Origin of the sequence: Sphingobium fluviale (assembly GCF_004122115.1) — a bacterium.
Classification (GTDB): domain Bacteria; phylum Pseudomonadota; class Alphaproteobacteria; order Sphingomonadales; family Sphingomonadaceae; genus Sphingobium; species Sphingobium fluviale.
Genome location: NZ_SBKP01000004.1, coordinates 88,621 through 102,280, shown reverse-complemented (window position 1 = coordinate 102,280; position 13,660 = coordinate 88,621). Strand labels below are relative to the sequence as shown.

12 protein-coding genes are annotated in these 13,660 nt (G+C 60.9%); 4 read left to right on the top strand and 8 right to left on the bottom strand.

All coding sequences use genetic code 11. From position 1 onward, the window contains the following. Positions 1 to 64: 64 nt before the first annotated feature. The 3 genes from EQG66_RS06075 to EQG66_RS06065 are packed head-to-tail and all read right to left on the bottom strand — an operon-like array spanning position 65 to position 4,187. On the bottom strand, positions 65 to 1,642 hold the full coding sequence (locus tag EQG66_RS06075) for a linalool dehydratase/isomerase domain-containing protein (protein WP_129403705.1): 1,578 nt from the start codon (positions 1,640 to 1,642) through the stop codon (positions 65 to 67). Then, positions 1,639 to 3,072, bottom strand: a complete 1,434-nt coding sequence (locus EQG66_RS06070) for an aldehyde dehydrogenase family protein (RefSeq protein ID WP_220428641.1) — start codon at positions 3,070 to 3,072, stop codon at positions 1,639 to 1,641. Before EQG66_RS06070 ends, EQG66_RS06075 begins: the two co-directional genes overlap by 4 nt. Before the next feature lie 14 nt (positions 3,073 to 3,086). Beyond that, positions 3,087 to 4,187 carry an NAD(P)-dependent alcohol dehydrogenase gene (locus EQG66_RS06065; RefSeq protein ID WP_129403704.1) on the bottom strand — a complete coding sequence of 367 codons (1,101 nt, stop codon included), beginning with the start codon at positions 4,185 to 4,187 and terminating at the stop codon, positions 3,087 to 3,089. 438 nt (positions 4,188 to 4,625) lie between these two features. Here EQG66_RS06065 and EQG66_RS06060 point away from each other — a divergent pair, with 438 nt between their 5' ends. Then, positions 4,626 to 5,267: a TetR family transcriptional regulator gene (locus tag EQG66_RS06060; RefSeq protein ID WP_129403703.1), complete on the top strand. Its 642-nt coding sequence runs from the start codon at positions 4,626 to 4,628 to the stop codon at positions 5,265 to 5,267. A gap of 50 nt (positions 5,268 to 5,317) precedes the next feature. On the opposite strand, the gene EQG66_RS06055 is transcribed toward EQG66_RS06060, so the two are convergent. Together EQG66_RS06055 and EQG66_RS06050 are read right to left on the bottom strand one after the other, a co-directional pair. Continuing rightward, positions 5,318 to 5,647 carry an EthD family reductase gene (locus EQG66_RS06055; protein ID WP_129403702.1) on the bottom strand — a complete coding sequence of 110 codons (330 nt, stop codon included), beginning with the start codon at positions 5,645 to 5,647 and terminating at the stop codon, positions 5,318 to 5,320. Between the two features lie 25 nt (positions 5,648 to 5,672). Continuing rightward, positions 5,673 to 6,668 (bottom strand): zinc-dependent alcohol dehydrogenase family protein, encoded by a 996-nt coding sequence (locus EQG66_RS06050; RefSeq protein WP_129403701.1) that lies wholly within the window; start codon positions 6,666 to 6,668, stop codon positions 5,673 to 5,675. Between the two features lie 154 nt (positions 6,669 to 6,822). On the opposite strand from EQG66_RS06050, the gene EQG66_RS06045 reads away from it, so the two are divergent. After that, on the top strand, positions 6,823 to 8,370 hold the full coding sequence (locus EQG66_RS06045) for an AMP-binding protein (protein ID WP_164975603.1): 1,548 nt from the start codon (positions 6,823 to 6,825) through the stop codon (positions 8,368 to 8,370). Continuing rightward, complete coding sequence (locus EQG66_RS06040; RefSeq protein ID WP_129403699.1) at positions 8,367 to 9,293, top strand: NAD(P)H-dependent flavin oxidoreductase; 927 nt, start codon at positions 8,367 to 8,369, stop codon at positions 9,291 to 9,293. Before EQG66_RS06045 ends, EQG66_RS06040 begins: the two co-directional genes overlap by 4 nt. Positions 9,294 to 9,392: 99 nt before the next feature. Here the strand turns inward: EQG66_RS06040 and EQG66_RS15705 are convergent, their stop codons facing one another. Further along, the gene (locus tag EQG66_RS15705) at positions 9,393 to 9,515 is read right to left on the bottom strand and encodes a hypothetical protein (protein ID WP_281273912.1); all 123 of its coding nucleotides are present in this window, start codon (positions 9,513 to 9,515) and stop codon (positions 9,393 to 9,395) included. Between the two features lie 51 nt (positions 9,516 to 9,566). Between EQG66_RS15705 and EQG66_RS06035 the strand changes: the two genes are divergently transcribed. Then, on the top strand, positions 9,567 to 12,074 hold the full coding sequence (locus tag EQG66_RS06035; RefSeq protein WP_129403698.1) for a winged helix-turn-helix domain-containing protein: 2,508 nt from the start codon (positions 9,567 to 9,569) through the stop codon (positions 12,072 to 12,074). Between the two features lie 15 nt (positions 12,075 to 12,089). On the opposite strand, the gene EQG66_RS06030 is transcribed toward EQG66_RS06035, so the two are convergent. Further along, positions 12,090 to 12,851 carry an SDR family NAD(P)-dependent oxidoreductase gene (locus EQG66_RS06030; RefSeq protein ID WP_129403697.1) on the bottom strand — a complete coding sequence of 254 codons (762 nt, stop codon included), beginning with the start codon at positions 12,849 to 12,851 and terminating at the stop codon, positions 12,090 to 12,092. Positions 12,852 to 12,869: 18 nt separating this feature from the next. Next, positions 12,870 to 13,652: an SDR family NAD(P)-dependent oxidoreductase gene (locus EQG66_RS06025; protein ID WP_129403696.1), complete on the bottom strand. Its 783-nt coding sequence runs from the start codon at positions 13,650 to 13,652 to the stop codon at positions 12,870 to 12,872. Between the last annotated feature and the right edge of the window lie 8 nt (positions 13,653 to 13,660).

Genomic DNA, 13,660 nt, shown 5'->3' with positions numbered 1-13,660 from the left:
AAACCGCCCTGCGGGGGCACTTGGTCATAACGTGTGGTGCGCCTCAGCGTCTCCGGACATTCCGTTACTGGTTGACCCACAGGACCAGATCCGTCGCCCCCGATACTGGCAGGTCAAGGACAAGCAGGCCGTCCTCTATCGATCCGGTTACGGAGCCATCGTGAACATTGACGCTCGCACCATCTCCGGCGAGCAGCCGCGCCCCGTCGCGCTCCAGCACCCATTGGCCCGATCCTTGCGCGCTGTTCGCGAAGGCCAGCTGCGCCGTTCGCCCCTTTGCGCTGGCGTCGGCCTGAACCGTGACAACCAGCGCGCTTGCATCAGAGAGATAGCCCGCCCGCAGCACGTCAATAAACGGAGAGACATCGGCCAGGTTCGGCTCGGCGAAATGGGCTTTGTCCCACGGCTGGCTATACAGCTTGTGCAGCCCATCGGGGACGTTCATGCGGCTGAAGGCAATCAGCGCGTTGCCGACCCAAGGATCGACATAGACGAACCGTCCGTCCGCGTCGTAGAACTCGTCCCGGCGCGGATAATAGAGGCCGCCCTTTTCCCATGTTGGATTGAGATAAGTGTCGGCGTAGCACAGGATCTTTTCCAGCCGTTCCGCATCGCCCATTTCCGAAAACCACAGGGCTGCAAGGCCGACACCGGAGTCCGGTCGCTCGAACTTCTCGACATATTCGCCGGTAATCAGCCGTGGGCGGGGGAGCAGCATGCCCGGCTCCGGTTCGATGAAGCCCTTCTCCAACTGGCGCGGGTAGAGATCGCGCACGAATTCGGGGTTCCAGCTGTTCAGGATCGTCGCACTGTAACTGTTCTCAGCGCCGACGGTGTAGTCCTGCTTCACATAATAATAAGCGAAAAAGTCATCGTTAGTGACCCAGCCCTTGCGCTCCCATGCGGCATGGTAGGCGCGCGTGACTTCATCGGCGAACTCCGTGCCCTTGCGCACATCGTGAAAGCGGAAGCCCAGCATCGGAAACTGGTTGCAGCTGATGAACACCATATTGGGTTCGCACGCGATGCCCAGAAATCCGCTTTCGACCATCTGCCAGTAAATCACTTCATTGAGTGACGTCAGATCGTAGACAAAGCTCTCCGCGCCGGATGAGAAGACCGGCTTGAACTCGAACGTCAGCCCGCCCTCACGCTCGTAGCGATCATCGTCGAACAGCACACCGAATAGTCCCGCCATCGCATGGACATGGCCGCTGTACATGATGTTTTCCTTGACGACCGGGTCGCGCCAGCCCTCCCGAAGCTCAGTCAGGTCGGCATCGAAAAACGGGCCGGACTTGCTGGTATGTTCCCAGTAGTTCCACACATCATAGCGCAGCATCTTGCGCATCAGATGGGCATAGGATTGCTTGAACGCACCGGGTGCACCGGGCAACCGATGAAAATGCGCGATACCCAGCGCGTATGCCATCCACGCCAATTGATAGCGATAGGCGTTGATATATTCCTGCCCCGCCTCGATCCACCCCATGCGCGACCAGTCGCCATCGAGCTGCCGCGCCAGATTGCCGATGTGGCGCAGGTGGCCGATCTGCTTAGCATCGAGAAGCGGGAGCGCTTCCGCACCGGTCGGCAGCCAATGCGCCGCGTTGCCGTCTGATCGTGACACTGTCGTTGTCATGCGGTGCTGACCTGCTTGCCCCGGCGGAAAAGCGTTTGGGTATTGGTGTAATCCAGCAGCCCTTCCACGCCGCCTTCCACACCGAGACCCGATTGTTTCATCCCACCGAACGCCGTGGTCGGCGAGAGATGACGGGTCTCGTTGATCCAAACCGTTCCACTGGCGATCTGGCGCGCGATTTCGCTGGCCTTGTCTTCGTCGCTCGCCCAGACCGATCCGCCCAGCCCATATTCGCTGGCGTTGGCGCGGCGCACTGCATCGTCAATATCCCGGAAGCGAAGAAGGGGGAGAATTGGCCCAAACTGCTCTTCCTGAACGATGCGGCTATCTTCGGGAGGATTGTCGAGGATCGTGATAGGCACGAAATAACCGGGTGTTTCCGGCACGTCGCCGCCCATCAAGAAGACATGGCCCTGTGCCTTGGCATCCTCGATCAAGGCGAGAACGCGTTCATATTGTTGCCGGTTGTTGAGCGGGCCGAGCTGGGTGCCCTGTTCGGACCCATCGCCGACTTTGACCGTGCGCGCATAGGCGACGATGGCGTCGCGCACGCGGTCGTAGATGTCCTCGTGAACATACATGCGCTTGGTCGCAATACATATCTGGCCGCTGTTCGCAAACGCCGCCCAGAACAGGTCCTGCGCAACCGCATCGACGTCAACATCGGGCAGCACGATCGCCGCGTCATTGCCGCCGAGTTCCAGCGTTACGCGCTTGAGGCTGCTGGCAGCGGATTGCATCACGCGCTTGCCGGTCGCGGTGGAACCGGTGAAACTGACCTTGTCGATGCCGGGATGGCTGGTCAACCAAGGGCCGAGCGCGTCGCCCCCGGTAACGATATTGAGCACGCCGGGCGGAAGGATGTCCGCCACCAGCTGGCCGACGCGCAAAGTGGTGAGCGGAGTGAACGGCGAGGGCTTCAGCACCATCGTGTTGCCAGCAAGAAGAGCTGGGCCGATCTTGAACATCGCAAGGATAATGGGGAAGTTCCACGGCGCAATAGCACCTACGACGCCGATCGGCACGTGGCGCGTTTCGCTGGTGCGTCCATCCGCATCTTCCTGAACGGTGATGGGAAGATCGAGCGTCGCCGTCCCCCTCAACCAATAGGCCCCGCCTATGATCTCGCCCTCCGCGTCGGCATGCGGCTTGCCTTGCTCGCTGGTGAGCAGGCTCTTGAGCTCATCCTTATGGGCAACAATCACGTCAGCCATCGCATGGAGCGCTTTGCGACGCTCCTCGATCGGTGTGGCCGCCCAGCCTGGAAATGCCGCTCGCGCCGCCGCGACCGCGCGGTCCAGATCGTCTGGGCTGGCATCGGGCGCCGTACCGATCACCTGCTCGGTGGCGGGATTGATGACGCTCAGTCTCCCGTCACCCGCCACAGGCTGGCCATCGATCAGCATGGGTAGATGAATCTCGATGTTCATGGCAGCGCTCCAGTTCAGGGAATTAACACGGCTTTGACGCAATCGCCACGCGCCTGCGCGGCGATTGCCTCGTTGATTTCGGCAAGGGGAAAGGTCGTGATCAGGCGGTCAAACGGAAAGCGCCCTGCCTTGAAATGACCCAGCAACTCAGGAATGAAAGTTTGCGGATCGCTGTCGCCCTCGATGATCCCCATGATCCGCTGGCCCGATACGAGCAGGGAAGCGAGGTTGACCGATATCGCGGCTTCCCCGGTTTTGGGGATGCCGACCAGACCCATCGCCCCATGATTGCCTAGATGCGCGAGCGCCGTCTGCACCACCTGTTCGTTGCCGGTCGTGTCCAGCACATAGTCCAGCCCTTCGGCAGCAATGGCACGCAGAGCCTCCCCCGTATCGGTGGAAGCGGGATCGATGACGTGGGTTGCTCCCACGTCCCGCCCTGTATTCCGGCGGCTTGCAAGCGGATCGACCAGGATGATGGTCGAACAGCCGCGGATGACGGCGGCCATTACAGCAGCCAGTCCAACCGGCCCACCGCCGAAAATGGCAATGGATGAACCGGGCGTACAGGCAAGCGAGCGCATGACGCTGCCCGCGCCTGTCTGGAACCCGCAGCCCAAAGGGCCGAGCAGCGCGATCGGCAAGCCCGCATCGACTTTCACGGCGTTGCGCGCAGCAACGATCGTCGTGCTCGCAAACGACGACTGGCCGAAGAAGTGGGAGGACAATTCCTCTCCGTCCTTGCTGAACGCGGTCGAGCCATCATCCAGTCGTTTGCCGACATAGTTGAGCGCCCCGAATGACAGGCAATAGCTGGGAAGTCCCCGATGGCAACGAGGGCAGGTGCCGCAATGCGCGAAACCGAGAACGACATGATCACCCGGTACGAGATTGACCACGTCAATGCCCACGGCTTCCACCACCCCCGCGCCCTCGTGCCCCATCACAGCAGGCAGCGGATAGGGTATGAACTGATCCCGAATCACAAGATCAGTATGGCATACGCCCACGCCAAGGATTTTCACCCGAATCTCATCAGGCCGCAGGGGACCGAGCTGAATATCCTCAATGCTGAAATCCGAGTGCGGCTTTCGCGCGACAGCGGCAATAACCATGGGCGTTTCGGCTCCTCCAGAATCAGATGGTCCTGTTACGTCGCAGCGACCATCCTACGCTATTATAACGGACTGGCTAACGGTTGTCGTTTCGAGGCCCGCGGCGCTCCGGGCACGAGCAATTCCATCATATGCACTTTCATTCTACAGTTGATATTTAATTGATTAATTATATTAAGCAACAATCTTGTCTTCTGCTTCCGAAAGTGTTGCGCAGGGGAAGTGCGGAGACTGCGAGGGTCGAAATGCGGCAGGAGCGATCCGCCCAGGCGGTGTAAGTGCGCGGCCGGGGCGGTGCCACGGTGATGCGGGTGCGAGTTCTTGCTCCACAGGAGTGCATGCTTTAGCTAGGCGCTTGACGGAGCGAGCGCTCGCGATGATGGACCGGGCAGCGGGGACGGGAACGGAAATGCTCCTGTGGGGTAACTGAGGAACACTATGCGGACGGACAGCGTGCCTATAGCAAGGAAAACCAATGCTTCGGCGGAGGCGTTGCTCGTTGCAACGGCGGAACTCCTGTCCGAGCGCGGCGATCTTGATGTGTCGTTCGCAGAGATATCGCGGCGATCGGGCGTGAACGCGGCGATGATAAAATATTATTTCGGGAACAAGGATGGTCTGCTGCTTGCGCTTGTGGAACGGGACGCAGAGCGTCCGATGGCCGCGATGGACCATCTGTTGACGACCGCATTGCCTGCGGATGAAAAACTCAGGATTCACATAAGTGGCGTGATAAACACCTATCATCGCTCGCCTTATCTCAACAGGGTCACTCATCATCTGCTCAACAACGCTTCGCCGGATGCAGCGACACGGGTCATCGATATTTTCATGGCACCGATGGTGAACGCCTATCGGGTCATCATTGCGCAAGGAGTTGACGAGGGCACCCTCGCGGAGACAGACCCAAGGTTTCTCTATTTCACGATTGTCGGCGCTTGCGAGCATATCTTCTTCGCCAACAGCACTGTCCGCCATGTGTTGGGCGCAGCCAAAGTGACGGACCGCATCAAGCAGGAATTTTCCGCGCATGTGACGGAGATTTTGCTGGCCGGTCTTCGTCCCCGCCCTATCGGGTAGCGGCCCGCCGCCTGCGGCCAGCCTCTTCTGCACATCGGTTGCTGGAAAGATCATCCCAGCGGGCATAACACTTCCGTGCCGAGATCGAGAGCCAGACTGACCCCGAAGCGGGAAATGATTTCGCCCGAACACTGCCGCATTTCGGCCCATTCAGGTGACTCGATGCAGCGCAGTAGGGCGGCGCGATCGGCAAAGGTCATCACGGCGATGCGGTAGCTTGCTGGTTCCATGCCCGGCAACCCCTCCGCCACGGTCGCCGTCAGTTCCACCAGTTCCGGCAGCACGGCAGCGCGCGGAACATGGGTCGAGAGATAATATTGCTCGAACGCTTCAAGATCTTCAGGCTTTGGCCGAGACCAATAGGCATATAATTTATACAACTCTTCCTCTCCTTATCGCGACAGTTCAGGGGATCGTGATGATGACCTTTCCACTACGATGGGGCTTCGCGGCGTGCGCCAGCGCGTCTTTGACGCGGGCCAGCGGATAGGTCGCCTCCACCGGGATCGTGAGGTCGCCTTTGCCCAGCATGGCGCCCAGCTCGGTATAGAGTGCAGCGATTTCCTCTCGCGATGCTGTGTTCCACCAGCGCGCCAGCCAGAAGCCCCGCAACGACACATCGCGAAACACCGTGTCGCGCGCTGCAATGCGGCATGCCTCGCCCGACAGCAGCCCGTAGTTCACCACCACGCCGCCTTCGGCCACGCTGGAACCGAGATTTTGGGTCGCCTCTCCGCCGATGGCATCGATGGCGAGCCGGGGCAGCGCGCCTCCCGTCAGTGCAGCGACCCGCTCCGGCAGATCAGGACCATCAGTCAGGACGATGGCGTCGGGACTTGTCTGCCGCACTTCGGCCACCGCCGTTTCGCGGCGCACGATGTTGATAAGGCGCAACTGGCGCGCCTGCGCCAGTCGGTTGAGGTAACAGCCCACTCCGGAATTGGCGGCATTCTGCATCACCCATTCACCGGGTTGCAGGTCGACGAACTCCGTGAGCATCAGGCGCGCGGTCGCCGGATTGACCATCAGCATCGAAAGCTGGAGCGGATCGTTGTCGGGCAGAGGCACCAGCACGGCGGCGGGCATCAGTATCTGTTCGCGCCAAGTGCCGGTTTTTGCAAACACCTGGTGAGCCAGCACCCGATCGCCGCACTTCAGGTGCCTAACATCCGCGCCTACGTCTATAACCCTGCCCACCCCTTCTCCACCGGCAAAGATCGGCAGGGTGGCGATGTCTTTCCCATAACGCCCCTCAAAGCGCAACAAATCGCCCGGATTGATCGGCACCGCTTCCATGGCAATCAGCACCTGTCCGGCCTCAGGCGCGGGGGGCGGAAGTACCTCGATCAACTCGGCAACCTGATCGCCGGGACCGAACTGCGAATGACCGACTGCTAGCATGGCATCTCTTCCTCTCGCCCCTCTCCTGCGCATCATAAAATGTCCCGGCGAACCTGGCATCGTCGGTTCCGACGATTTTCCGCAAGGCACGCGCAATCTAAACACAAGATCAGCGTCTGGGATGGCAGGAAACGCAGATCGGAGATCAGATGACGTGCGCCTGATAGACTTTTTCGACCGTTCGGAGAGCCTCTATCCGGATCATGTCTTCCTCAAGCAAGGCGATGTCGAGACGTCCTATCGCGATAGCGCGGTGCTCATTCAGCGGATTGGTGCGGCACTGCAACGCGAGGCGGATGTTGCGGGACCGGTCGCACTTCTCACGCCCAATGATTATCGCTGCGTGCTGGCGATGTACGGCGCGATGCGCGCCGGTCGCCCGCTCGCCCCGGCAAGCGACCGCAATCCCCTCCCTGACATCGCAGCCTATCTCAATGGGGTGGGCGCACGAACGCTCTTTTTCCATTCCAAACATTTGGGCACGGTCGAGATTCTGCTGTCGGATTGCCCGAATTTGGAGGAGCTTGTCTGTCTCGACAGCACGGCCACGCGCTTTCCGGGTCTGGACGACTGGATGGCACCCGAAGGCGCGCCGGTGCGGGACGTGCCCGCCGCTCCGGGCGATGCATGGGCCTATTTCGGCACCAGCGGCACGACGGGCAATCCCAAGATCGCGATCCAGACACACATGACCGCGCTTGCGGTCACGGTCGACATGCTCTTCGGACTGCGTCTGCATGACCCTGTGAAGCATCTGGTAGCGGCACCGGTGACGCATTTTGCCGGATCGCTGCTCTTTGCACTGACTGCGGTCGGGTCCACGCATATCCTGCTGCCGGAAGCAAAGGTGGATCAGATTCTAGGCACGATCGAAACGGAACGCGCTGAGGTCGTATTCCTGCCGCCCACGCTCGTCTACCTCGCGCTGGATCACCTGAAGACCCATCCGCATGATGTCAGCTCGCTCAAGGCTCTTGTCTATGCGGGGGCGCCGATGGCTTCCGCCCGCGTGGTCGAGGCAATGGGCCGCTTCGGCGAGGTGTTGTACAACATGTACGGCCAGACCGAGGCCAATGGCCCCATCGCCGTCCTGCGCCCCGAAGAGCATCGCCCCGGCGTCAGCACGCGCTTGGATTTACGTCTCCGCTCGGTCGGGCGTGCTTCGTTGATGCGCCGTGTGGAGATCATGGATGACAGTGGCGCACTGGTCGGCCCCGGAGAAAGCGGGGAGGTGGTGATGCGCAGCTGGGGCAATTGCGCGGGCTATCTCGACAATCCTGCGGCGACGGCGGACCTGTACCGGCACGACTGGCTGCATAGTGGGGACATCGGCATCAAGGACGACCAGCAGTATGTCACGCTGGTCGATCGCAAGAAGGACATGATAATCAGCGGCGGCTTCAACGTCTTTTCGGCTGAGGTGGAGGAATGTCTCACAGAGCATCCGTCGATCTTGTTCGCCGCTGTATTCGGTATTCCCCACCCCAAATGGGGCGAGGCGGTAAAAGCAGTGGTTCAGCTCAAGGATGGCCAAACCCTCTCCGAAGCAGAGTTGATCGCGCATTGCAAATCGCGGTTGGGCAGTGTCAAATCCCCCAAATCGATTGAATTTTCGGATAGCCTGCCGCGCAGCCCCACCGGCAAGATTCTGAAAAAGCTTCTTCGCCAGCCTTATTGGGAGGGCCAGGAGCGCAATATATGAGCAAGGATAGTGGCACGGACAAGCGATACAGGCTGCGGCAGGGTCTTTCGGTTCCCGCCATTGCCGCGCCGATGTTTCTGGTTTCGGGGCCGGATCTGGTTATCGAGGCTTGCCGCAGCGGGATCATCGGCAGCTTTCCGTCCCTGAACGCCCGGACGCCCGACGAGCTCGACCGATGGTTCGCGCGCATTGCCGAGGAGACGGTCGGGTACGCGCCCTATGCTGTCAATCTGATCCTAGACCGGCGTAACCCCCGTCGGGATGAGGATTTCGCGCTGATCCTGCGCCACAAGCCGCCGGTCGTGATCACCAGCGTGGGGTCGCCAGAAACCGTCGTCGCGCCGATCCATGACTATGGGGGTATTGTATTTTCCGATGTCGCAACAATGCGCCATGCGACGAAGGCCATTGCCGCGGGGGCGGATGGCCTCGTCCTGCTCACGGCGGGGGCTGGAGGAAATACAGGATGGCTCAACCCCTTCGCCTTTACCGCTGCGGTACGCGCCATCTTCGATGGTCCGCTGGCCATCGCGGGGTGTGTGACGCATGGTGCCGAGTTGGCGGCTCTCGAACTGCTGGGTGCGGACTTCGGCTATATGGGAACCCGGTTCCTCGCGTCTAACGAGAGTCTCGCGCCCAGAGAACACAAGGATGCAGTCGTGGCAGCGACGGCGGATGACATCATCCTGACCGACCGAATATCCGGGATGCCAGCCAATTTCGTCCGCGCAAGGCTCGTCGAAGCGGGTGTGATGGACGCTCGTGGCGAGATCCTGTCGACGCCTGCCGAGGATTATTATTCCTTCGCGAACGTGTGGAGCGCCGGGCAGGCCGCCGGGAGTATCGAGCGCCTCGAACCGGTTGCGCAGATCGTCCGCCGACTGGTCAGTGAGTATCATGCCGCACGGAGCGGGCATCCATAGGTTCTGACCCCGGACGGCGCGTTATCGGGTCATTGCCAGTACTCTTGGAACGTTGCATGATCAGCCGGGGCCAGAGCACCCGGCGCACCGCACAGCCTGTCAGAAAGTAACGCCATTCGTTCCAGCCATTCCCATTTCGGCGCCAAGCTGTTTCAGCCCACAAGCCTGCAGGATGGGTTGCGCCGCACAGCGATTTGCGAGCAGGTTCTGGCTGCGCACCATGCGCGGCTTACGCTCTTTGTCGCGCCGGCCGGGTACGGCAAGACTGTTTCCATGACACAGGTCGCCGAGGATCTGACGGCAAGGGGTGTCACCCCCGTCTGGTTGAGCCTGGACGCGTCAGACAACGATCCCGATCGACTGCTGCAGAGCCTGGATGCCGCCACGCGAAGGCTGACCGAACCGGCGTGGGACAGCCATGGCGCAATGTCGGTAGACCGCTTCATTGAGCGGTTTTTCCAAGCCTCACGGCCCTATGCCCTGTTCCTCGACGATTTCGAGCAGATCAACGATCCCTCTGCGCTGAAACTGGTGAAAGAAATCATGAGGTCGACACCCGCGCATGGCCGCGTCGTCATCGGCAGCCGCACCCTGCCTGCTATTGGTCTTGCGAAGCTCAAGACCAGTGGCAGCATGGTGCAGATTGACGTCTCACGGCTTCAGTTCAGCGAGCAGGAAATGGCGCAGTATCTGAGCCGCAGTGGCCGGTCGTCTCTCCCAGCGGCAGACTTGCTCCATCTTTACAGGAAGACGGAAGGATGGCCAGTCGCCATCCGCCTGGCGTCCACGATATTGGACGGAGGGGCTGATCCAGAGAATTTCGTCAGCAGGTTTTCGGGATCGCAGGCGGAAATGTCAGCCTATCTCGCCGAAGAAATACTTATGGCGCAGCCCGAACACACCCGGCAATTCCTATTGCGGACATCGCTGTTCAAGGCGTTCGATGCCGGGCTATGCGACGCCATTTTCAGCCAGCGTACCAGCGCATCCGTCATCGACGAGCTGATCCGAACAGGAGTGCCGATTTCCAAGGCGGCCGAGGCGGATATCTACAAGTATCACAGCCTGTTCCGAAGCTATCTGCAGGGGCGTTTGGAGAGCGAGCAACCGGAGGAGGTTGATCGCCTCCATCACAAGGCGATGATCTGGTATCAGTCCCAGGGGCGGATGGTGGCCGCTGTCGACCACGCCATCGCGTGTCAGCGGTATGAGGATGCCATCCAATTTCTGAACGGCGTGGGGTTCAGCCTTCTTGAACAAGGCCGGGTTCGTCTGCTCTCTCGCTGGTTCGACAGCTTGCCTGCGGATGCGATGAAGACAGCGCCAAAGTTACAGATCGTGCAGGCATGGGCGACCTGCTTTACCGCCGGGCCGCGCGCTGCCGAGGATGTTCTGGATCGCTATGGCCTGTTGCACAGCGACGATGTGCCATCTTACGCGGATGCGGTGTGCATGCTGCCGATGATCCACGCCATGCTCGACAATTTTCCTGCGGCGCATGATGCGGGCATCGCCGCATCGGCCTACTTCGCCGGGGCGTCCCGATACACACGCGAGGTATTCCATATCTGCATGGCCAATGTCTTTGCCTCGCTCGGTCTGGCCGACAAGGCGCGGGAGCAGCTCGATCTGGCGGAGGACAACCCCCGCAAAAGCCGCGCGGTTTTCTCTGCCATGTATGCGGAAGCCTTGCGCGGCATCATGGACCTTCAGGAAGACAATTTTCGCAACGCGAAGGCGCGGTTCGACATAGCCGTGCGCACCCGGCGCGAAGACGAGATTTTTTCGTTCAACGGCTTCGCATGGGCGGGGGTCCTCCATGCTTACACCTATTACGAGGTGAACGAGCTTGACCGGGCGGCGCGCCTCCTGCGCTTCCACCTGCCGTTCGTCCGCGATGCCGGGATGCCTGATCACCTGATCATGGCTTATACATACCTGTCACGCGTTTCCTTCGAAGAAGGAGACATAGACGAGGCATACCGACTGCTGGTCGAACTGGAGGCGGCAGGCAAGCGCAATGGCTTGCGCAGAGTGGTGGCCGGAGCGCGGCTCGAACGCGCACGCTTGTTCCTGCGACAGGGCAATGGAGCGTCAGCGGCGATCCAGCTTACGAATCTGGAGGAAGAGACGCTCTGGTTGCGTGTACGGGAACAACGACTGATCGCTAACGATCTCGATACCTTAGATCTCGCGCGCATCCGCCTGTACCTCCATGAACACCGGGCGAGCGAGGCGCTTGCCCTGATCGAAACCGAGATTATGGATGCCCGCCGATCATCCCGGCTCCGCCGTCTGTTGGCGCTACGTTTGCTGGAGGCTGCGGCATTGCTGATGAACGGAGATGCGCGCCGGTCCCGTTCCACGATGCGCAGCACGTTGATGAAATGCGCGCGCGAGGGGTATGTCCGCCTGATTGTCGATGAGGGTGCGCACGTAGCGCGCGCCGTGCGCTCCTACGCGCTACCCGCCATTGAAGAAAAGCTGGGCCGCTCAAATCCTGTTTTTGCATCCTATCTCAATACGCTGCTAGATGCGCTGCCGCCGGGCCTGGACGCGCCCGATACTGCCGCCGACATGGGGGCAGACCATTTGACGCCCAAGGAGATCGATGTCTTGCGCCTGCTGGCCGAGGGTTATTCCAATGCGCGTCTCTCGAAACATCTTGGCGTGTCGGACAGTACGATCCGCACCCATTTACGCAACATCAACGCGAAACTGGGCGCGACCAGCCGGGGCGACGCGGTGGCGAGGGGGCGGCGTCTGGGCCTGATCGTCTGAGGTCGAAACCCCATGTCAGAGCGTCTGCCCGTCATCCACCGTGATGTCAGAGCCAGTCGTGTTGCGTGCCGCATCTGACAACAGATAGAGCAGGGCGCCATCCAGCCCGTCTTCCTCAACTAGCCGACGGCGCGGGAAGCCGTTCATCTGTTTCTGGCCTCCTTCGCTCGCGAACCAGTCGTTGACCAGATCCGATGCGATATAGCCGGGCGAAAGGCAGTTCACATTCGGTCCGGTGCGAACCCATTCGCGTGCCAGCTGTCGGCCCATATGGCTAACCGCCGCCTTGGATACGCTGTAGGGCGTCATTCCGGGCGACACGATGCGTGCCGTGATCGAGGAGATCAGGACGATCCGGCCCCTTTCGGCTATGTCGGCCGCCTGCATCCGCTTCGCGGCCGTCCGTGCGGTCAGGAATACACCGCGCACATTGACCGCGAAGACGGCATCGAAATCCTCGATCGCGATGTCATTCACGCGTCCAGAATGTTCTATCCCGGCATTGGCCACCACGGAGTCGATCACGCCCAGCTCTGCCTGCGCCCGGTCAAACGCCGCTTCGACCGAAGCTTCGCTGGTGACGTCCATAGGAAGGGCCAGGGTCTTGGCACCTGTATTGCGCAGCTCTGCCGCGATGGTCTCAAGCCGCTCCGTACGTCTCGCGGCCAGCACAACCGCCGCGCCGGCATTTGCGCAAATTCGGGCAAACCGCTCGCCCAGCCCACCCGACGCCCCGGTGACAAGAACGGTGCGACCCGCCAACATTTCTCCCGACATTCCCGATTCCCCATTTCCTCAGCGCGGCTGCATACGGATCGCGCCATCCAGCCGGACATCCTCGCCATTGAAATAGGCCGTCTCGATCATGGCCATGGCCAGGCGGGCATATTCCTCCGGTTTACCGAAGCGCTTGGGAAAGGCAATCGATGCAGCAAGCGCGCTTTTTACGGCATCGGGTGCGGAATTCATCAATGGCGTATCAAAAATGCCAGGCAGGATCGTGTTCACACGTATCCCTTCACTCATCAGATCGCGCGCGATGGGCAGGGTCATGCCGACAATGCCACCCTTGGATGCGGAATAGGCGGCTTGTCCCATCTGCCCGTCTTCTGCCGCGACCGATGCGGTCAGCACCATAGCCCCGCGTTCGCCATCCTCGCCCGCATCAAGGGTCAGCATCCCCGCGGCGGATTTTGCAACGCACCGGAACGTACCGACGAGATTGACCTGAATGACCAGATCGAAAATATCCATTGGGAAGTGGCGGATCGAGCCGTCGGTCCGCGACCGGTTAGCCGTGCGGTGGACATTGCCGACGCCTGCGCAGCAGACCAGTACCCGTTCTTGGCCGTGGGCGGCGCGGGCGCGGGCGAACCCGGCATCGACCGACGCGTCGTCCGTGACATCGACGCTGCAGAAGATGCCGTCAATCTCAGCGGCAAGCGCGGTTCCCAGTTCCTGATTGCGGTCGAAAATCGCGACGCGTGCGCCCTTGGCGGCGAGCGCCCGTGCGGTTGCAGCCCCCAGGCCGGATGCACCACCTGTGACGACTGCTACGGTTTCCTTGGTGATGTCCATGGTCTTCC